Here is a 20,898-nt window from a genome sequence, read left to right on the forward strand (position 1 = left end):
AATAATAGGGATGTATTATATAAATCATGTAGTTTTATGAAAGAACCAATCGTGAAAGTCGAGAATCTATCTCATCGCTACAGTATTCAGTGGGCTATACGAGATATAAATTTTGAGATTAATCACCACGGGGTATATGGTTTGCTCGGATCAAACGGGGCGGGTAAATCAACCACCATGAATATCATGTGTGGCGTGTTGAAACAGACCAGCGGAAATGTTTTTATCAAGGGTATCGATTTGCGGAAAGATCCGGTGAAAGCTAAAATGCACGTGGGTTTTCTCCCTCAACAACCGCCTTTGCATACCGATCTGACGGTGGAAGAATATCTGGTGCATTGTGCTTTTCTGCGTCGTTTGTCGGGAAAAGAAGTGGACCATGCCGTGCGGGAGGTCATGGGAAAATGTGGTATCGCCCATTTTAGACGTCGTTTGGTACGTAATCTTTCCGGGGGATACCAGCAACGTCTTGGAATAGCCCAGGCGATTATTCATAATCCGGATTTTGTCGTTTTGGATGAACCTACGAACGGGTTGGATCCGAATCAGATTGTAGAGATTCGCCATCTGGTGAAGGAGATTGCACAGGAACGAACAGTGGTACTATCGACACATATCTTGCCGGAAGTACAAGCAACTTGTGACTATATTCAAATGATTGAAGAGGGACAAATGGTGTTTAGCGGGACGGTTGACGATTTTGATAACTATATTACGCCAAATTCTTTGATTGTATCTTTGGCTGCACCTCCAGTTCTGGATGAATTGAAGAATATTCCGGGCATTTGTGGGGCGGAAGAGTTAGGAGGGCATCGTTTCCGGCTTCAGTTTGTCGATGCGCAGGATATTACCGAGCGAGTTGTAGAAACTAGTATGGCAAGGGGATGGCGGTTGACGGAAATTAATATCGAACGCAGTTCCCTGGATGCCGTGTTTGCCGAGTTATCGAAAAAGTAGAACTTTATAAGAACGAAAGATATGAAGATGATATATAGAATTGCCCGGACGGAGATGCAAACTTTGTTTTATTCGCCCGTGGCTTGGTTGATTATCGTGATTTTCACCTTTCAGGTGGGGATGTATTTTTCCGATATATTCGGGGGAATGGTTCGGAATCAGGAATTGGGATACACGTTGCGGAGTGTAACGCTGAACGTGTTTTCCGGTCGGTTCGGGTTGTTCACGGCAGTGCAGCAATATCTCTATTTCTATATTCCTTTGTTGACCATGGGGTTGATGAGCCGGGAGTTAGGTAGTGGTTCCATTAGATTACTTTATTCTTCTCCGGTGACGAATATACAAATCATTTTGGGTAAATTTTTATCCATGATGTTCTATGGTTTGATATTGATGTTCATCCTTTTCATTTTTGGTCTTTATGGTGCATTCACGATTAAAATGGTTGATTTCCCAGTTATTCTTTCCGGAATATTGGGATTATATCTGTTAACATGCGCTTATGCGGCGATCGGGCTTTTCATGTCAAGCCTGACTTCTTACCAGGTGGTTGCGGCAATGGGAACGTTAGCGGTATTGGCAGTATTGAATTTTGTCGGGGGAATGTGGCAGGAGATTGAGTTTGTCCGTGATATAACCTATTGGTTGTCAATTAACGGTCGTGCTGCGGAATTTATCAACGGGTTGATCTGTAGTGAAGATGTTCTTTATTTTTTAATTGTAATCGCTCTTTTCCTTACGTTGGCCGTGTTGAGGTTGAAGTCTATCCGCCAAAAAAGTTCAGTTGTTATTTCTTTCGGGAGATATATGGGGGTAGTCTGTCTTGCTATGCTTTTGGGATATTTGAGTTCCCGTCCGAAGCTGATGGGATTTTATGATTCCACCCGTACAAAAGTAAGAACACTGACGCCTAACAGCCAGGAGATCGTGAATAAAATGGAAGGCGGGTTGACGATCACGACTTATACCAATTTGTTGGACGAATATTACACGGTTGCTTTACCTCGTTACGTGAATCAGGATTTGGACCGCTTTAAACAATACCGGAGATTCAAGCCTGAAATTAGAATGAAGTACGTGTATTATTACGATAAGGCGAATAATCCGCAACTGGACAGGCGCTTCCCGGAGTTGAGCGATCGGGAACGGATGGTAAAGACTGCCAATTCGTGGGATTTGGACACGAATATGTTTTTAACGCCGGAGCAGATTCGGGAACAGATAGATTTGCGTCCCGAGGGAAATCGTTTCGTGCGTCAATTGAAGCGGGATAATGGGCAGCAGACTTTCTTGCGGATATTTGATGATATGTATCGCCATCCTTTCGAGAGTGAAATCACGGCTGCTTTCAAGCGACTGGTGATGCGGCTTCCGGTTGTCGGGTTCATCAAGGGACACGGGGAGCGGGATTGTGTTCGGGAAGGTGACCGGGATTATAATCGTTTTGCCCAGGATAAACCGTTCCGGTATTCATTGATTAATCAGGGTTTTGATTTTGAGGAAATAACACTTGATAAGGATATCCCGGAACATTTGGCGATATTGGTGCTTGCCGATGTAAGGACTCCTTTCTCCGGGGAAGAAATGCAGCGACTGAACCGGTATATCGAGAAAGGCGGTAATATTTTGATTGCGGGGGAACCCCGCAGGCAGGAGATCATGAATCCGATTATCCGGTCTCTGGGGGTTCAATTTATGCCGGGGCGACTGGTGTGTCCGAGTGAGAATTTCCAGGCTGATTTTATCATGGCTTGCCCAACTCCCGAGGCGGGAGAATTGTCTTATATTTTTAAGGAGATGATTGACCGGGAAAGAGTGTTAACGATGCCCGGTTGTGCGGGATTGGAATACACGACAGACAAGGGTTTCCGGGTGACACCGCTTTTTGTCAGTGATACTGTGGGATGTTGGAATGAAGTGGAAACAACGGATTTCGTCGATGACACAGTGCGGCTCAATCCTGCCGTCGGTGAAGTGGAACGGACGTACACGACAGCTTTGGCACTTTCCCGGAAGGTGGGAGATAAAGAACAAAAAATAGTTATCTTGGGAGATGCGGATTGCATCAGTAACGGGGAGATTAGCATCAGCCGCAAGAACGTCAGGGCGGCAAATTATTCGTTGATCAGCGGGGCATTCTTCTGGATGTCCAACGAAGAAGTGCCTATTGATGTCCGGCGTCCGACAGCTCCCGATAATGCCGTGAATATCGGGGACACGGGAATGTATATTTCCAAGATCGGTTTTATGGGATGTTTACCGGTAGCCTTGGCGATCTGGGCTATTTTTATCTGGGTGAGAAGACGGGGGCGTTAGGGTAAACTGAATCGAAATATTATCGTAGTGTGTCATTAAGCCTAGTGTTGCGTATAGGCTTATTTCTTGATAAGAATCGTATAAATATAAATTATTTATGCGATTCTTTTTTGATTATTACAAGTGGGAACCCGGAACGGTCAAAGGCAGAATCATTGTAAAGCGACTACCTTTTCCGACTTCGGAATTTACTTCTATGCGTCCTGCCAGCTTCTCGATGATAACTTGGCATATATGGTTTATCTGGTTGAATTGCTTATTATCTGCTTTTGAATTATTTTTATATTTATTATGATGAGCTTGCAATATTTTCATGTTCATGGGCTTTTATCACTTGATAATTTTTTACAGATTAATTTGTTATCTTTGTAGGCGTATTGGGTATTTTAATAAAAGGGATATATGGAGATGTTCTTGAGTGCATTGCAAAAAGGGGATGAAAAAGCTTTCCGTTTGCTGTTCGATGAATTTTATATTGCACTTTGTTTGTTCGCAGAGCGTTTCTTGAAAGATCGGGAAGCGGCAGCAGATGTGGTGCAAGAGTCTTTTTTGAAATACTGGGATCGCCATGCAGACTTTGATAATTACTATAAAATAAAATCATTTCTTTATGTAGTGGTTCGTCACGCATGTTTGAATCAACTCCGGAACAAGCGAGTGAAGGTGGAGATAGAGGAAGATATGGCAATCGAATCGGATGAATTTTTTCAAGAACAAATGATGGAGGAAGAGGCTTATCGAGTGTTTTACAGATCCATAGAAGAGTTGCCCCAGCAGATGCGGAATGTAATTCATTATGCGTTGGAAGGATTGAAAAATTCGGAGATTGCGGAGAAGATGGGTGTTTCCGTTCATGCTGTCCATGCTTATAAAAAGGAAGCATATAAAAAATTGAAAGACAACATGAAAGGTCATTATTATCTGTTGGAAGTGATTCTTTGCATATTCTTGAATAGTTAATAAATAATAAAATCTCAAAGACTGACATACCCGATATTCTATTTCTTGTGTTGTAAGAGTAAAGATAAAAACTCTTTACAAGTAAAAAATGGATAAGGCTTATTTTGATATAGCAATTTTAGTCGGAAAGTATTTGGCAGGGAATTTGACAGGGGAGGAACGTGTACGTTTGGATGATTGGTTGATGGCTTCCGAACGGCATCAGAAATGGTTTGAAAGGGTGACTTCAGATGCTTGTAAGCAGGAAAAGGAAAAAGCCTCCCGCTCCATAGACATAGATGCTGGATGGAAAGATTTGCAGGCAAAACGTTTTTCAAAGTGGCATAAGATGCGGTGGCTTCGTTTGGGTAAATATGCTGCTGTGTTGTTGATCCCTTTGTTGGTAGTCGGGGTGATGTATTGGCTGTTTTACGAGCATGAGTCTGGAACGGAGATCGTGGAAACGATAGTGGCAGGTACCCGTAAGGCTTATTTGATAATGGGTGACGGTACTTCTATACCCGTAGAAGATCAGCAGCAACGTTTGTTGGAAGAAAAAGACGGGACTAAAATTGATTTGCAGAAAGAACATATTACTTATAAAAATGCTATCGATAATAAAAATGCTGATCTGATTTATAATGAATTAGTGATTCCGCGTGGTGGGGAGTTTTCATTAACTCTATCTGATGGTACCATCGTTTTTTTAAATGCGGAATCAAAACTTCGTTTCCCCGTGAAATTTGATGGTAATAATCGAATTGTAGAACTGGAGGGAGAGGGGTACTTTCAGGTAGCTCGTGATGAGAATGCCCCGTTTATTGTGAAAACTTCCAAGATGAATGTACAAGTTTTAGGAACAGAATTTAATGTTTCCGCTTATACTGAAGATACTGTAATTCAAACCACTTTGGTGAGCGGTTCCGTGCGGGTTTCCTTGGAGGATAGTGATAAAACAGTTGTTTTAAAACCGGGAGAACAAGTTGAATGTAGCCGTCGGGGAAATGGCTTACAAGTGAGTCATGTTGATGTGGCTAGCATTATTGCATGGAAAGATGGGCGGCTTCGTTTTGAAGAAAAACCTTTGTGTGAGGTTATGAAGATTGTAGCTCGTTGGTATGATGTGGAGGTCATATATTTGGATGAGGAGGTAAAGTGGTATCCTTTCGGGTGTAATTTTAATCGTCATTCTACCATTGAGCCTTTGCTGAAAGTATTTGAAGCCACGGGAACGGTGGAAACTCGTGTCGAGGGACGGAAGATATTTATAAAAAAACGAAAATAAAACGGAAGATGGTGGCACATCTCCCGTTCACGGCACTTCATGTTGAAGTGCTGTAATTTAAATAATAAACGTTCAAAGTTATGAAAAAAAATCATTGGTTTCCCTATCCTTGGGGAATAAAAATGAAGTACGCGTTACTATTTTGTCGGGTAACCTTATTTCTATGTTTGTTTTGTCCTGGATTGATAATGGCACAAGATCAGAAAAGTGTTATTAATCTGTTCATGAAGGATGCGACCTTGAAAGAGGTCATTTGGAATATCGAGAAGCAATCCGGTTTTGTCTTTGCTTATAATGCTAATGATTTGGCAAGAGTGGGCAAAGTGAGTGTGAACATTAAAGAAAAAACTGTACTGGAAGCATTGAATATCTGTTTGAAAGGTACGGGACTATCTTATGTTGTGCAGGAAAACATCATCGTGATCAAGCAAAAGGAAACTAAGGCTTCCAAGATTGAAAAAGTTACGGTTCGAGGTAAGGTGGTGGATAAGGACGGTGCGCCTCTGCCTGGGGTGACTATTTTAATCAAGGGGACTACCGTGGGTGTTTCCACGAATGGGGACGGACAATATGCTATAAGTGTCGCGAAACAGGATAGTCTTGTCTTTGTGTTCTCGTTTATCGGGCTGAAGACCAAAGAAGTCAAGTGGAATGGACAGGAAGCATTGAATGTGGTGTTGGAGGAAGATTCCCAGGTTATGGATGAGGTGGTTGTATCGACGGGATATAATACAGTCAACCGCAGGGATATGGTAGGTTCCTACACAAGCGTAAAAGCCGCTGATATTATGATGCCGGCGTATAACTCGATAGACCAGATGTTGCAGGGGCAAATAGCCGGCATGGTCGTGATGAACACCAGTTCCCGGGTTGGGACGACACCGAAAATCAAGTTGAGAGGGACAACGACTATTTTTGGAAATCAATCCCCGTTGTGGGTGGTAGACGGTATTGTGCAGGAGGATCCTTTAGAATTGGAAACTGCAGACATTATGACTCAGGATCTGAAAGATATTGTCGGAAGTCAGATTTCTTGGTTGAATCCGATGGATATAGAAACGATTACTGTGCTAAAAGATGCTTCTGCCACGGCTGTTTATGGTTCAAAAGCTTCTAATGGAGTAATCGTGATTACCACGAAGAAAGGAAAAGTGGGGAGGTTAACCGTGAATTACACGGGCAATATGACTATCAATACCCGTCCTAATTATGGGATGTTCAATTACATGAATTCTAAGGAGCGGGTGCAGTTTTCGCAAGACGTGTATAACGCTGGGGTATATTATATGGAAGAGCCTATATCTCAACCGTATACTTACGAGGGTGCCATGAAAATGTATTTGGCTGGTGATTTAAGTTATGATGAATTCATGAAGAGAAAAACTTTTTTGTCGACGGTTAATACGGATTGGTTTGATTTATTGACCCGTTCGGCTGTCAGTCATAGTCATAATGTAAGTTTGGCTGGAGGTACGGAAGCGGTAACTTACAATGTTTCTTTGGGGTATAATAACACGCTGGGACAGGAGATCGGAAACTCCAACGAGAGAATGACCGGTCGGGTTGCGGTGAATGTTCGTTTACATGAGAAAGTGCGTTTGAATGCCAGCCTGAATGCAACTTCCAGTACTACGAAGGCTTTTGGCGAAGAAGTGAATCCGATGTCGTATGCCACGACAACAAGTCGTTCTATTCCGGCTTATGATGAAGAAGGAAATCCGGTATATTATCAAAAACGGAAGTCTTATTTATATAATAGAAATGTTCAAAGTTTGAGTTATAATTTTATCAATGAACGGAATAATAGTGGCTCTACCAACAAGAATTTGCATGTATCTGCTGCCCTTAATTTCAAATGGGATATATTGGATTGGTTGAGTTATGAATTTACCGGGGGATATACGGCCTCGAATACGAACGGGGAAACTTATAACACGGAGAGAACATTCCGTGTAGCTTGGAGGTATCGCGGGTATGATTATGGAGCGGCAGAACCGAATAGCACTTTATTTAAAGCGGCACTTTTGCCTTTTGGAGGTGTGATGTTCACTACCGATGCTTCACAACGTGCGTATAATATTCAGAATAAGATTTTGATTTCGAAATCCTTTAATGATGAGCATCGCTTGAATGCCATGCTGGCAATGGAACTTCGTTCCTCTGCTGTTGCCAACAATGCTAATAAAGTATGGGGATATATGCCTGACCGGGGAGAAACTTTGGTAAGACCTACGCCGCCGGATGAATTGCAGCCAATTAGTAATGCTGTTTCCGGTTGGGGAATACTGGATGAAATTTATGGAACAGGATGGAAGCGGACCAAAAATACGGATAATTACCTTTCTTTCTTTGCAACGGTTGCTTATTCGTTAAAAAATCGTTACGTGTTTAATTTCTCGATGCGAAATGACGAGTCCAATCGTTTCGGGCAGGACGTGAATAATCGGTTTGATCCGACATATTCTTTCGGTTTGTCTTGGAAAATGATGGATGAGCCATGGCTCGAGGGGATGAAAAAATGGCTGAATGCCTTTAACGTTCGTGCTACCTATGGAATACAAGGAAATGCGATGACTAAATTGGGACCGGATTTGACATTGAGGCAATATGGAATTCTTTCGGTTTATAATCAGCATTACTCGAAGATCTCTAGTTTGCCGAACCCGAATCTTTCTTGGGAAAAAACAAAGTCTTGGGATTGGGGAGTGGATATGACATTGTTTAATATATTTGATGTTGTCGTTGATTATTATAGAAGAAATTCGAACGTTATTGTTACCCAAGATTTGCCTTCCGAGTATGGGATATCAACAATGAATATGAATGGCGGGAAAATAACGAACGAAGGAGTTGAGTTTACGGTTAGTTTTACTCCGGTGAAGACTAAAGATTGGGCTTTAAGTATCTCATTGAACTCTTCTAAAAACTGGAATGAAACGGGAAAAGAAGAATATGAAGCCACTAGAAATGAGCTACTTGCTGGTAATAGCGAGAAAATTCTGAAGAAAGGCTATCCGGTTGGTGGTTTCTGGTCTTATTCTTTTGCCGGGTTAAGTAGTGAGGACGGTCGTCCATTGTTTAATTACTTTGATGTGCCGGAAGCAGATAGAAATTCTAGTGTAGATCCGACAACTTATCTGGTATATTCCGGTACGAAAGAACCGAATTTTACCGGGGGATTGAATTTCAGTTTGCGTTGGAAGACGTTGACCCTCTCATCCGGTTTTTCCCTATTGTTAGGATGCAAAAAACGTTTGCCTTCTCCATATGCCAATATACCTAATGGAGCGAAAATTCCGGATCCGGATGTGAATTTGAGTAAGGATTTAACCAAACGTTGGAAGAAACCGGGAGATGAAAATTACACGAAAATACCCGGATTGGTGACGACATCGAGTAGTAATATTACTTTACCGAATGGTTCGGAGGAACAGTGGATGAGAGTATGGGAACAATCTGATGCTTTGGTTGCGGATGCTTCATTCTTGCGTTGCAGGCAATTGTCATTGTCTTGGCGGATTGGTGAAGATTGGTGCAAACGGATGGGGTTGAAGACGCTTTCCTTGAACGCTACGGTGTCAAATTTATTTGTTATAGCGAGTAAACGCTTTAATGGTTTTGATCCGGAATTGGGGGATAGCGTGCATCCGAAGAATTATTCCGTGGGAATTAATATTGGATTTTAAAAATGTAGGATGATGAAAAAGTTATTGATTGTATTATTTGCGGGTTTATTAGCCGCTTGTTCGGATTTCTTGGAACCCAAATCGCAAAGTGAATATATTCCTAGAGAAGCTGCTGCTTTGAATGAGATGTTATTGGGGAATGCTTATATACAGGCGGCAGGAGGAGAAGAAGTTATGAATCTGTTGTTGATGTTTGACGATGATATCATGTGTTCGGATTCGTTGGGAGCGCTAAACACGATGGCGATGACGGGGGATAATTTGCAGTTATTGGAAAAACTTTATGCATGGCAGCCGGATATATTCATCCAAGAGGGAACTTTGATGTATCAAACGCCTTGGGATTGGTTCTATTCTTATATTTTGGGGGCGAATGCGGCGTTGGATTACATTGATGGTGTTTCGGGAACCGATGATGAAAGAAATATCGTGAAAGCTCAGGCTTTCGCTTTACGTGCTTACTATTATTTTCAATTAGTAAATATGTGGGGGGCTCCTTATAATTATGACAAGAAAGCCTTGGGGGTACCCTTGAAAATAACCAGTGCGTTGGAAGCGAAAGAACTCCCGCGAAACACGGTTGAAGAAGTGTACGCTCAGATTGTGGCGGATTTGGATGAAGCCGAGAAAACATACGAGAAGTTGCCCAAGGAACAACAATACCGGAAGGATTACAGAACCAGTTTGCCCATGGTGCAACTATTGAAATCCAGGGTTTACTTGTACATGGAGAATTGGAAGAATGCGGCTATTTACGCACGGAAAGTGATTGATGATTGGGATTTCATGTTGACGGATTTGAATACCTTGCCCCAGAAAACGACAGCGCAACCGTACTACAATTTCATTTCGCAAGATTGTTCGGAAGTGATCTGGGTGTTCGGGAAGATAGCTAACTTCGTGAATTTAGTGAAGCAGGAGATGGTGTTCCCCGATCCTTATAAACCGGGACAAAACTTGGAAACTAATTTCTTTAATGCTTCTTCCGGGTTGCTTGAAGCCTTTAAAGCCGGGGATCTTCGCAAAGAAAATTATATCGTGCGTTCTCCCTATACCGATTCCGAAGGTAATGAGCATCTTGGCGGCTACGCTCCTTACGGGAAATTTGCGGTGAACTATGCTCATGAACCTATTAGCAACACGAACTTCGCTCATGCGTTTCGGTTGCCGGAAGCTTATTTAAATTTGGCAGAGGCTGCCGCACAGGATAAGGATGAGAAAACAGCTAAATGGGCATTGGAAACATTGTTGGAGAAGCGTTTTGTGCCGGGAACAGTTTCGGTGACGGAAACGGGAAGTGCTTTAGTTGAGCGTATCCGTCAGGAAAGGCGGTTGGAACTATGTTTCGAGGGGCATCGTTGGTTTGACTTGCGTCGTTACGGGATGCCATCCATCACTCACGAGTGGAAGAGCGATGGAAAGGTTATCAAGCGTTACACGCTGAAAGAAAAAGACCCGTTCTACACGTGGCCAATTCCACAGGATGTGATGGAAGAGAATAGAAAGTTGGTACAAAATCCGTTACCGGAAGTAAGAAATTAAAGAGAATATACTATGAAATGGAGATATTATTTATATAGTTTGCTAGGCTGCATGTTGTTTTTTGCTTGTTATAATGAAGATACATTGACAGCCGACGAGAGTGGCGAAGATTTAGTCCGCTTTGAATTCCCTCAAGGAACCAATTCATGGGATGATGACGTTGTGGCAATCAAGGAGAAATTCAATGTCTGTATTATTTATAAGGATTTTCAAGCGTCTGATTTAAATCGGACATGGACGGGAACTATTGGAAGTCAGACTTATTTTGGGGAAGGATTGAAGAATGATGAACAAGCCGAGTTCATGATTAGTTTTATGAAGAATCATGTTTTTGCCTATTTGAGCCCGGCGATTACTCGAAAAGTGTTGCCGATGTATTACTACATGGTTTATGATTGTCATGCTCCTTTGGTGTTTGGACCTTACAATTTGAAAGCGCCCTTGAAAAATATTTTTGACGGGATGGATTATTGGTCGCTTTGTATGTTCTACGGTGAATCGGATCCCATGTCGGATATGTTCTACGGTAAATTTGAAACTCCGGAAACACCGGAAGATTTTTGGGAGTGGAGAGGTGTTATTTTGTATGAAATTTTAAAGAAAGCGTATGAAAAGGGAAATATCGTTATGCCGGAAGAATTTCAAGCGGGGATAGACTACAAGACAGAGGTTAAATCCGATCCGGGTACAGAGGGTGATCCCAATTATTACGCGAAACGGGGTTTCCCCGGTTTATCGGTAGGTTACACGAGGTTGGATAAGTTGAAAAGGATTGAAAACACGAACCCGAGCAAGAACTTTTTCGCTTACATACATTTGGGTATGAGGTACACGTCGGAAGCGTTGGAAGCACTGCATCCAAAAGCAAATAATCCCTTGTTGTGGGAGAAACGTCAATATGTTCTTAATTACATGAAGACGAAATACGATTTGGATCTGGAAGCAATAGCCAAGATTCCGACTATGAATTAATTATCAAAATAAATGTTAAAATAATGGAACTGTCTAATGCTTTTTGTTAGACAGTTCCCACTCTAATATTGATTAAAAAAATGTATTGTATGAATTATTGGTATGTAAATTTACTGGGATTACTCTTTTTTCTTTTCCCGAGTATTGGGAATGCTCAATCCCGGACTTCATTGCAAGATGAGGTAATCAAAGAATGGAATAACTATAGTCTTGAGGGAGCAACGGTAGAATCAATTTTAAAGCAGAAGGCAGCCATCGAGAAAATGATCCTTGCCCGTGACAAGAAAGATGAATTGGCACGTCTTGCCAATCAGGTTAAGGCAATAAATTCGATTGCCGATTATTATAGAGAGCACAAGAATGCTAGTGTGAATAAAAGTGCGTTGCGGAAGGTATTAAAAGGCGTGCGTTTTGATTCGCGGGAATTTTTGGCGCTTCCCAATCTTGAAAGAAATATAGATACTTATTTCAACGTGAAAGCCTTGGCGGACGGTTACGAGGCATCCCAGGTTCTAGACGCTAAACGGGATGAAGTGGAGTACGAAAGATACAAACAAATACTGGAATCCCGAAATCCAGATTTGATATTGTCTTATTTTAAAGGAATCAGAAGTGATTTTATACTTAACTACACGGGGGCGTTGAAAAAAGCCCGTCCTCTATTCGAGCAATACATGCCGGAGGGAGAACTACGACAATTGGTAATGGACTTGTATGCTGCGAAGGAACGTTTAAGTCCGGGAAAGGACGCCCCTCTCTTTACTTTAATAGATTATAAAAAGCAAAAGCATTCTCTTCAAGACTTTAGGGGTAAAATAGTAATAATCGACGTGTGGGCGACGTGGTGTGGAGGGTGTATCCGTAAATTACCTTATTTTATGAAAGTTGCGGAGAAGTATAAAGATCGCACGGATGTGGAATTTATCACGATATCCATCGACGAGGAGGGTAAATTTAATCATTGGAAGTACTCTTTGCCAAGGTACAAACTGTTAGGAGTTAAGAATTTGATCGCATTCCCGAAAACGACACCCTTCCAGGATGATTATGATGTACATGGTATACCCCGGTATATCATAATAGATAAAGACGGGAAAATAATTGATACCGATGTCCCCGGTCCGGGCGCTGGTTTCGAAGAATTTGTGGATAAGTTATTAGGTAGTTCAATTTAAGCGTACGAGATATGGATAATTGTATAAAGAAAGGCGTTTTGCTGGTTGTTGCTGTTTTTGCTTTCATGAGTGGCTGGGGACAAGCGAATGTGTTGGAACAGCAAAAGAAAGAATTCGAGCGGGGAAAACGTGATGTTGATTTTTTAGCGTCTTATATCGCTAATTTAAAAGAGAGTAAAGACCGTCAGGCTCTGAGTCGGGTATTGGATTGTTATATCGTGCTTTTGCCCGGGGAACAACGGTACGCGGAACAAAGTGTACAGGACTTTATCAATTACATCGATTATCAGGAAAGTCAAGTTTGCCTGGATTATATAAAGAATTGGAATAAACTGAATTTGCGGGAAGAGCAGGTGAAACAGATGAGTCCAAAAATGGAAGTGATGCTTTTATGGCCGGTATTTCATTGGATGACTTCTCCCGCCGAGGAAAAGCCGGCACAACCCGATTGTGAAGAAGTCGTATTATTATTGGCAAATAATAACGTGGCAGCCGTCTCTCCGACTTGTAAGACCTTGTTGGAAATGTGGCAATTATACAAGCGGAAAGATGTCGATAAAATGGTGGAATTGTTCGTCGGGATGCTACAATCCGGGGGGACTGTAAGCGGGATCATAGACTTGGGTGTAATAGGTTATTTAGTGGATTACCTGCTGGAGGAAACCAGCGTGTCACAGGCACGGGAAATACAATCTGTCTTGGGAAACCTCTTGAAGGACGATTCGTTGGAAAAATCTAAAGCCGGCTTGCTAAAAGGATGGAATGATGATTTTACCGGTAAAATCTTACTAGAAGAGGAAGAATGAAAATAGGGATTATTTTTATCATGTTGGTGTGTATCGGGTGTTCCGGAGCACAGCAATATTCCTTCTCGATTCAGGGAAACGTGGAAGGAGCCAAGTACGGCAAAGCGTTCTTGTTAACCCCCAAGGAGGAAGTCATTTGTTCCACGAAAATAGAGGGAAGGGGATTTGAATTGAAGGGAACTTTAAAGGAACCCGGGCAATATGTGTTGAGAGTGAACCGGCGGCAATTCACGTTCTTCATGGATGGAAAGAGTATGAGCATAGAGTGCCCCTATCGTTCCTTTTCTTCCGGCTATTTGCAAGGATCTCCGGCAAACGATTTGTCCGTGGAGTATGGCCAACTCCAGGAGGACTACACGGCAAGGCGAGAGCGTTTTTTAAAAGAATACAAAAAAGCGATGGACGCCGGGGATCAAAAAGCGGCAGACGAGGCGATGACTCAAGTGCTGTTAGTGGGAGAGGCGGAATTTGCCCTCACGCGGGAATTCGTGCGCGAGCATCCCGACAATATCTTTTCGGCTTACATCTCGGAGAAAGCGGGGAGAGAGAATTACGCGAAGGCAAAAGAATTGTACGAGTTGCTGACCCCGCGGGCACAACAATATTCATGGGGATGCCTCTTGAAACAGCACCTTGACGGTTTATCCGCGTCCGCCGAGGGACTGATGTGTCCGGAATTTACCGTGTCGGACGAGGAGGGTAATCCGGTAACAATGAGTTCGTTGAAAGGAGATATCCTCGTTCTCGACTTTTGGGCGTCCTGGTGTGGTCCGTGCCGGCAGGAGATGAAAAGTTTGCGGGAACAGTACAAGGAGTTCAAGGACAAAGGGGTACGTTTCGTGAGTATCTCGTTGGATGCCTCGTCGGATAAATGGAAAGAAGCGTGCGAGGAAGAGAAAATTCCTTGGCTCAGCACCTTGGCGGCTGGCGGCTGGGATGATTCGGAAGTCCGGAAATTATTTGGCATACAATCCATCCCTCATATCGTGTTGGTTGACAAAGAGGGGAAAATCGTGGGTAAAAACGTGCGTCGCAATATTTTACGAGATAAAATCATCGAGTTATTAAACAAGTAAATGGTATTCCAAATGGGAAAAAAGTTATTGATACAATTTATGATTGTATGGGGAGTTTGCGTGTCCGCTCATGCACGGGAGCAACAAGCCTGTGACACGAGTACGGTCATAAAAACGAATCGCTTGAATGATCGTGTAATTAACGGGGATACGGATCTCGACACCCCGGACTTGGAATCGTTGCGGGAATCCGAAATCATTCACCTCGTGAACAGAGTCCTGGAACTCAAGGACCCCAAGATGGATGTGATAGACCGTGCCACGTGGGTATTGTATAACATCCGGAGCGAGCGGGTGAGAGAATGTTACGTCATGTGGGCATTAGCTGAAAAATTGGATCGGGGGGAGAATGCTTTTATCGATAATATATTCATGGACATGGATTTGTGTTCCGTCTCCGAGAGATTGAAAAACAGAGCCCGGGAATTGGTCGCCTGGTACGAACCTTTGCGGCCCGGGAAAGACGCCCCGGACTTTGAACTCGAGTCGAGCAGCGGGACGACCGTTCGTTTGCACGATTTACAAGGGAAATCGTTATTCATAGAGGTATGGAAACTGGATTCCGCGAATTGCCGGGAAGATCTGGCACGCCTGGAAGAATTGAAGGCGGAGTATAAAAACGTACGGTTCGTGACGGTTGCCGTTGAACCGCTCGGCAGGAAAGAGGCATGGAAACAATTTTTAAGGGACAACGGTCACGAGGGCAAAGGCATTCATCTCTTTGCCGACGAGAATGCTGCTTTTCGCGAGAAATATCGTATCAAGACCATTCCCCGGTGTATATTGCTTGACGCGACAGGGAAATTCCTGATCCCGTGGAGTGTATCGCCGGGGCACGAGTATTTCCCCTATTTCCTTTCCATGCTGAAGCAACACCGGGAAAACGGGAATTGAGTAATTAACGTATTAAATAAATCGAGAGATGAAAAGAAAGAAATTATTCGGAATCGTATTATTCACGTGTGCCATGCTGGCGGCGGAAGCCCAGACCCGTGTCGATTGGCATTTATTGTCGCCTGCCAAAGACAAAGTTTACGGGGCAGGTATTTTAGAGGCTTACCGTGAGTTGGAGAACAACACACCCAAGCGAAAAGTAATAGTGGCGGTAATTGACGCGGGCTTTGACGTGCAACACGAGGCTCTGGCTAACGTGTTGTGGCAAAACAAGAAAGAAGTAGACGGGAATGGTAAAGACGACGACAAAAACGGGTATCGTGACGACCGGCATGGTTGGAATTTTCTCGCCACCCCGGATGGTAAATTGATCGAAAGAACTTCTGACGAAGCATTCCGGCAGTTCTTGAAAGTGAAGGATCGCTTTGACGAACTCCACGGCAAGAAGAGAAGCGAGGAAGAAAATAACGAGTATATAGACTATCTTAAATTCGCGAAGAACAGTTCGTTGGTATCTTTATACACGGGGGCAAGTTTTAATTACAATTTAGCCAAAAGTGTCGAAGAACTAAATCGCCTGTTGCGGGAAAAATGTCCCGATCGTGAACCCACGCTGGAAGATTTTGCCGCCTTGAACCCCATCGTGCAACAATCCGGTGATACACTTCAAAAGATCGCCTACTACACGTATAGTATCGTATGGAGCTTCGGGAGTAAAAATAAGAAATGGGACGACTTGTATCGAAACCGCTATAGAAGCAGCGAGGCTCAGCGTCAGGAATGCGAGAAAGCGTGGGCGGCACTGGTCGACGAGAGGAGTTTGGCGAACGATGATGTCAACTCCTTGGCAAACAAATATTACGGGAACCACGAGTTCCTCTCCATTGCTGCCGACGAGGGTACAGCCGTGGCGGGCATCATAGCCGCCGCGCCCGGTATCGTCAAGGGAATAAAGGGAATTTCCGACCAGGTGGAATTGATGCTTATCCGTGCCGTCCCCTCTTCCGGGGATGCGTATGATAAAGATATAGCCTTGGCAATCCACTACGCGGTGGATCAAGGGGCGGATATCATTAACATGAGTTTCGGAAAATATATGTTAGACAACTGCGAATGGATTGATGATGCCATCGCTTACGCGGAAAAACATGATGTATTGATCGTGCACGCTGCCGGCGATAACTACCGCGACACGGGTAAGGACCCTTATTTCCCCGTGCAACAAGGGCAGGGGCGCGAACGTGCGTTCACCAATATCATCACGGTCGGCGCCTCGGATATGGAGGGTAATCCTTATATTAACAGTAACTACGGGGCTGGCAGTGTCGATCTCTTCGCTCCCGGCGTGCAATTGTACACGACGGTCCGCGGGGACAACTACAGGAAAGTGACAGGCACGAAAATAGCGGCTCCCGTGGTTACCGGCATCGCCGCCATGTTGAGATCTTATTACCCGTCGCTCAAAGTCTCGCGAATAAAGGATATTCTCGTCCGTACGGCACGGCAGACTCCTTCGGCAACCGTTCCCTTCCCGCATGATCCGACCAATAGTGAAGGTGCGCCAACCGGGGGATATGACCGGCTATGTGTATCGGGCGGCATTATTGATGCCGTTGCCGCTGTTAAACTGGCACGTGAAATTTGTAAAGGGAAGTAATTAAAAATATTCAGTATGAAATTCAAACAATTATATATTAGCTTGTTGGTCATTTGTCTTGCATCATTGCATTTTGCGACCAAGGCAGAAACGCCGGCTTTTTACGTGGAAGTGCCATATACGACAATCAATGGAAAGATAATCATCGAGGCGCGAGTGGAGGGCATCCCCGGGAAATTCATTTTCGACACGGGAGCACCTACTTACATCACCTATTCTTTAGCTCAACGTCTTTCTTTGAAAGCATCTGGTACACAAGGCATTCTTGACGCCCACAATCAATCGATGACCTTGGAAAAAGCACAATTAAAACGTTTGTCAATGGGCGTGGAACCGGGAATTAATATCGAAGATATACCGGTCACGATCATGCCGCAAGGGCACCTTATCGAACAATTCGGCGTGGTAGGGATGGTCGGTTGCGACTTGTTCCCGGGGGCAGTCGTGCGGATTGATTCCCGGCAAAAAAAGATTATTATAACCGATAACATTTCCCCTTTTCATATTAACCTGAGGAATCGTCTACCGTTAATACGCGTGCAGGGACAGATTCCTTTTATAGAATTAAACGTGGGAGTGGGAGTCATCGAAACGGTTATGTTCGATAGCGGTTCCGGGGCTTTCTATGAAATGACCACGGCGACCGCGGCGGAAGCCCTTCGCGAGAATGCCGCGGAACTATTAGCCAAGGGATACGGTAGTAGCGGCATCGGGATGGCTGGAGAAGCCTCTGCCGGCGAGCGTAATTTGATCCGTTTGCCGGAATTGCGTGTTAGCACGGGGCGTTTTCACGATATTGTCACGGAATCGATGTCCGCGCCTTATTCCCGCTTGGGCTCACGATTATTGGACTACGGTACGGTGACTCTTGATTACGCTTCAAACGCTTTTTATTTCGAGCCATTCGAATCAACTTCTCGTGATTTGCACGAGAAAAAGTGGAACGTGGATTTCACCGTGGCGGATGGTCATGTCGTGGTAGCTTGCGTGTGGGGGGATTTAGTGGGGAAGATTTTCCCGGGAGAACGTCTTTTAAAGATAGACGGGGAGCCTGTCGGAGAGGTGAATGTCGCCGATGCGTTACAATCTTCGCTCGTGAAAATCAAGAACGAGAAAGCCGTCATCACCGTCTTGCGGCGGGATGGCACTGAAGTAGAGGTCGCTATCGAGAAGAAGTAAACAGTTGATATGTTGTTAAAGTGAGGTTGCCGTGCAATCTCACTTTATTTATTATCCTTTAAATCTATTCCTCTGGAGATTGAGGGTTGAATATTTATTTTCTAACCGATCATCAAAATATTTCACTACATTTGAAGCCTTGTGTAACGTGTTTGTGTAATATGATTTGTATGAGGAAAGTATTTTATTGTGTTTTGTTTAGTTGGCTATTTGCGAATGCTTATAGCCAACAGCCGGAAGATATTCGCTGGAATCCCTCGAACGGGATGAATTTCGTGGAATTTCTGGAAGCATGGGAACCAGGTGTTCCCGTCAACGAAGATGACAACTTTTTTATATCCCGGGTGAAATTGAAGGAGCGCTTCGAGAACGCGAAGACGCAGGTGCACCCGGAGTTGAATACGGCACGGCAGTTGTGCTGGTGGACTCCCATGGGGGACGGGAAAAAGCAATGGAAGTCGTTTCCCCGCAACTGCTTCGAGGCGGATAACTTCAATATGTGGCAATACGTTGATATTCATGGGAATTGGGGTGACGGCTGGTTTCGTGTCCCGGGGGTGTTCAATGATGTGGCGCATAAGAATGGAGTCCGCACGGGATGCGTGTTGTTTATCAATTGGGGAGAACCCGTGAAGGCTCCCGGCGATCGGGTGTATGACCTTTTGTCCCGGTTGACGGCGAAGGACGAGTACGGTCGGTTCAAGTATGCCGGGAAATTGATTCGATTCTTGAAATATTACGGGATAGACGGTATTGGTATAAACCCGGAAGGAGTATGGGATGCCGACATCGCTGCGGAAGTGCAGGATTTCTTTGCCGAGTTGCACGTGCAGGCGGAACGTTTGGGGTTAAAAGGCTTCCATATCGATTGGTACGATAGCAATGGAAACCTCGGGCGTTTGAGTTTCGGGCAGAATGCCTTGCAAGACCGCAACCGGGATTGGTTCCAGAAGGAAAGCTGCGTGGTAACCAATATGTTCATGCTGAATTATAATATCGACACGTGGGGAGGCAACAACGACCCGATGGGCGAATCGGCACGTAACGCCGTTCGCTACGGGAGAAGTTCTTATGACGTGTACGCCGGATTCTACCTGAGAGGACGGGGGCTTTCCAGTTACGATGCGGAACCTCGCGCGGGGAAAGGCTGGGAAGTGTTGAAAGACAAGCCCGTGTCCGTCTGCCTGTGGGGTGAACATGACCGGAATAACATTCATAACGCCTCTTACGAGTACGGTAACGACCCGCTCACGGTGCAAAACACTTACCTGCGGAAGTTAGAGTACTTCTTCACGGGCGGGACGAGAAATCCCGCGAACGTGCCCGCCGTCACCAACACGATCACGACGGTCAACGAGAAAGATATGCGGCGTTTCCACGGGATTTCCACCTTTTTCCCTGCCAGAAGTACCATACAGGAGTTGCCTTTCGTTACCCGTTTTAACCTGGGCAACGGGCTTTTCTTTAATAAAGAAGGACAGTCTGTCAATAATTTGCCCTGGTACAACGTGGGAATGCAGGATTGGATGCCTTCTTGGCGCTGGTGGATCACGGGGCGGGACGGGTGTGTCCCGGCAGATGCCATAGCGTGCGATTTTGTCTTTGAAGATTCCTGGTTTGGTGGGTCGTGTTTGAAATTACACGGGGCTACCGGCTATTCCAAAGTGCGTCTGTTTAAAACAAATATTCCCGTGCACGGGAAAGTAGAACTAGCCTTTACCTATAAGGCAAATGATAACACCGGAAGCCGATTGAAAGTGCTGCTTTCGAAAGTCGGGACTGAGGATCAGTTTATAGAGATTCCGGTGGGGCAGGCTGTAAAACCAAATAAATGGCAGACCATGGAATGCAAGTTGGAGGATTGGGGAATACGGGAGGGTGACCGGATAGCCTGTCTCGGTCTGTTGGTCGAGAATACGACGGAAGATTACGAGATGTTTGTTGGCGAATTGTCTTTAGCCGACCCGCGGGTGCGGTATAAACCCGTGCGTCCGGGAATCTCGACGGCAAAGGTCATTCGGGAATATCGTGATTCTATGGACTTTAAACTGGTATGGAACGTGCTACCCCTTGTCAATCGGGAGAAGGATATGCCTGTGATGAACGAGGCGGTGGACACGTGGTATTTTGAAGTGTACGTGAAAGAGTCGCCCCGGGGGAAGCCTCGTCTGGTGGCGACCACCACTTCTTGGGCGGCTTACGTGTGTGGCGTGCCGGTTGCCCCGGGTGGCAACGTGCTTTGGTTGGGGGTACGGGCGATAGCCCCCGACGGGAAGCGGATGTCTAGGATGACGTGGGAGAAGATTGAACGTGTACGGTGATTTTAACGTAAATTTAACCTATTCCATCGTGTAAAGAGAAGTATTGATGCTTACATTTGGAAATTAATTATTTTGTGTTTTATATATTATTTA

The 20,898-nt window shown here is 44.5% G+C and carries 15 protein-coding genes; 14 read left to right on the forward strand and 1 reads right to left on the reverse strand.

Annotated elements, in window-relative coordinates:
- Positions 1–36: 36 nt before the first annotated feature.
- Both BN8899_RS01115 and BN8899_RS01120 read left to right on the forward strand, forming a co-directional pair.
- Positions 37–957 carry an ABC transporter ATP-binding protein gene (locus BN8899_RS01115; RefSeq protein ID WP_018338803.1) on the forward strand — a complete coding sequence of 307 codons (921 nt, stop codon included), beginning with the start codon at positions 37–39 and terminating at the stop codon, positions 955–957.
- Between the two features lie 21 nt (positions 958–978).
- The gene (locus tag BN8899_RS01120; protein WP_065217959.1) at positions 979–3,273 is read left to right on the forward strand and encodes a Gldg family protein; all 2,295 of its coding nucleotides are present in this window, start codon (positions 979–981) and stop codon (positions 3,271–3,273) included.
- Positions 3,274–3,390: 117 nt separating this feature from the next.
- Here the strand turns inward: BN8899_RS01120 and BN8899_RS01125 are convergent, their stop codons facing one another.
- Entirely contained in the window at positions 3,391–3,594 is a 204-nt protein-coding gene (locus tag BN8899_RS01125) for a hypothetical protein (protein WP_148375208.1), read from the reverse strand.
- An 81-nt stretch (positions 3,595–3,675) separates the two neighbouring features.
- Here BN8899_RS01125 and BN8899_RS01130 point away from each other — a divergent pair, with 81 nt between their 5' ends.
- From BN8899_RS01130 to BN8899_RS01185, 12 genes are all read left to right on the forward strand, one after another.
- Positions 3,676–4,233, forward strand: a complete 558-nt coding sequence (locus BN8899_RS01130) for an RNA polymerase sigma factor (RefSeq protein WP_018338806.1) — start codon at positions 3,676–3,678, stop codon at positions 4,231–4,233.
- An 88-nt stretch (positions 4,234–4,321) separates the two neighbouring features.
- Positions 4,322–5,497 (forward strand): FecR family protein, encoded by a 1,176-nt coding sequence (locus tag BN8899_RS01135; protein ID WP_065217961.1) that lies wholly within the window; start codon positions 4,322–4,324, stop codon positions 5,495–5,497.
- Between the two features lie 224 nt (positions 5,498–5,721).
- Entirely contained in the window at positions 5,722–9,183 is a 3,462-nt protein-coding gene (locus BN8899_RS01140) for a SusC/RagA family TonB-linked outer membrane protein (protein ID WP_082986853.1), read from the forward strand.
- A 12-nt stretch (positions 9,184–9,195) separates the two neighbouring features.
- Positions 9,196–10,725, forward strand: coding sequence for a RagB/SusD family nutrient uptake outer membrane protein (locus tag BN8899_RS01145; protein WP_065217962.1), 1,530 nt, complete (start codon positions 9,196–9,198; stop codon positions 10,723–10,725).
- A 12-nt stretch (positions 10,726–10,737) separates the two neighbouring features.
- Positions 10,738–11,697 carry a hypothetical protein gene (locus BN8899_RS01150; RefSeq protein ID WP_148375210.1) on the forward strand — a complete coding sequence of 320 codons (960 nt, stop codon included), beginning with the start codon at positions 10,738–10,740 and terminating at the stop codon, positions 11,695–11,697.
- Positions 11,698–11,786: 89 nt separating this feature from the next.
- Positions 11,787–12,872: a TlpA family protein disulfide reductase gene (locus tag BN8899_RS01155; RefSeq protein ID WP_065217964.1), complete on the forward strand. Its 1,086-nt coding sequence runs from the start codon at positions 11,787–11,789 to the stop codon at positions 12,870–12,872.
- An 11-nt stretch (positions 12,873–12,883) separates the two neighbouring features.
- Positions 12,884–13,678: a hypothetical protein gene (locus BN8899_RS01160; protein ID WP_065217965.1), complete on the forward strand. Its 795-nt coding sequence runs from the start codon at positions 12,884–12,886 to the stop codon at positions 13,676–13,678.
- On the forward strand, positions 13,675–14,754 hold the full coding sequence (locus BN8899_RS01165; RefSeq protein ID WP_065217966.1) for a TlpA disulfide reductase family protein: 1,080 nt from the start codon (positions 13,675–13,677) through the stop codon (positions 14,752–14,754). Before BN8899_RS01160 ends, BN8899_RS01165 begins: the two co-directional genes overlap by 4 nt.
- 12 nt (positions 14,755–14,766) lie before the next feature.
- Positions 14,767–15,648, forward strand: coding sequence for a TlpA family protein disulfide reductase (locus tag BN8899_RS01170; RefSeq protein ID WP_187376709.1), 882 nt, complete (start codon positions 14,767–14,769; stop codon positions 15,646–15,648).
- A gap of 28 nt (positions 15,649–15,676) precedes the next feature.
- Positions 15,677–17,305 (forward strand): S8 family serine peptidase, encoded by a 1,629-nt coding sequence (locus BN8899_RS01175; RefSeq protein WP_065217968.1) that lies wholly within the window; start codon positions 15,677–15,679, stop codon positions 17,303–17,305.
- A gap of 15 nt (positions 17,306–17,320) precedes the next feature.
- A complete protein-coding gene (locus BN8899_RS01180) occupies positions 17,321–18,484 on the forward strand; it encodes a retropepsin-like aspartic protease (RefSeq protein WP_065217969.1) in 1,164 nt (387 codons plus the stop codon).
- A 170-nt stretch (positions 18,485–18,654) separates the two neighbouring features.
- Positions 18,655–20,805: an endo-beta-N-acetylglucosaminidase gene (locus tag BN8899_RS01185; RefSeq protein WP_065217970.1), complete on the forward strand. Its 2,151-nt coding sequence runs from the start codon at positions 18,655–18,657 to the stop codon at positions 20,803–20,805.
- The last annotated feature ends 93 nt before the right edge of the window (positions 20,806–20,898 follow it).

Origin of the sequence: Butyricimonas sp. Marseille-P2440, assembly GCF_900091675.1 — a bacterium.
GTDB lineage: Bacteria > Bacteroidota > Bacteroidia > Bacteroidales > Marinifilaceae > Butyricimonas > Butyricimonas synergistica.

Bases quoted from the DNA above. Each gene is read 5' to 3' on its own strand.
- BN8899_RS01180 (WP_065217969.1), top strand. From the start codon at position 17,321: ATGAAATTCAAACAATTATATATTAGCTTGTTGGTCATTTGTCTTGCA.
- BN8899_RS01170 (WP_187376709.1), top strand. From the start codon at position 14,767: ATGGGAAAAAAGTTATTGATACAATTTATGATTGTATGGGGAGTTTGC.
- BN8899_RS01155 (WP_065217964.1), top strand. From the start codon at position 11,787: ATGAATTATTGGTATGTAAATTTACTGGGATTACTCTTTTTTCTTTTC.
- BN8899_RS01175 (WP_065217968.1), top strand. From the start codon at position 15,677: ATGAAAAGAAAGAAATTATTCGGAATCGTATTATTCACGTGTGCCATG.
- BN8899_RS01140 (WP_082986853.1), top strand. From the start codon at position 5,722: ATGAAGGATGCGACCTTGAAAGAGGTCATTTGGAATATCGAGAAGCAA.
- BN8899_RS01160 (WP_065217965.1), top strand. From the start codon at position 12,884: ATGGATAATTGTATAAAGAAAGGCGTTTTGCTGGTTGTTGCTGTTTTT.
- BN8899_RS01130 (WP_018338806.1), top strand. From the start codon at position 3,676: ATGGAGATGTTCTTGAGTGCATTGCAAAAAGGGGATGAAAAAGCTTTC.
- BN8899_RS01145 (WP_065217962.1), top strand. From the start codon at position 9,196: ATGAAAAAGTTATTGATTGTATTATTTGCGGGTTTATTAGCCGCTTGT.
- BN8899_RS01135 (WP_065217961.1), top strand. From the start codon at position 4,322: ATGGATAAGGCTTATTTTGATATAGCAATTTTAGTCGGAAAGTATTTG.
- BN8899_RS01115 (WP_018338803.1), top strand. From the start codon at position 37: ATGAAAGAACCAATCGTGAAAGTCGAGAATCTATCTCATCGCTACAGT.
- BN8899_RS01165 (WP_065217966.1), top strand. From the start codon at position 13,675: ATGAAAATAGGGATTATTTTTATCATGTTGGTGTGTATCGGGTGTTCC.
- BN8899_RS01125 (WP_148375208.1), bottom strand. From the start codon at position 3,594: ATGAACATGAAAATATTGCAAGCTCATCATAATAAATATAAAAATAAT.
- BN8899_RS01185 (WP_065217970.1), top strand. From the start codon at position 18,655: ATGAGGAAAGTATTTTATTGTGTTTTGTTTAGTTGGCTATTTGCGAAT.
- BN8899_RS01120 (WP_065217959.1), top strand. From the start codon at position 979: ATGAAGATGATATATAGAATTGCCCGGACGGAGATGCAAACTTTGTTT.
- BN8899_RS01150 (WP_148375210.1), top strand. From the start codon at position 10,738: ATGAAATGGAGATATTATTTATATAGTTTGCTAGGCTGCATGTTGTTT.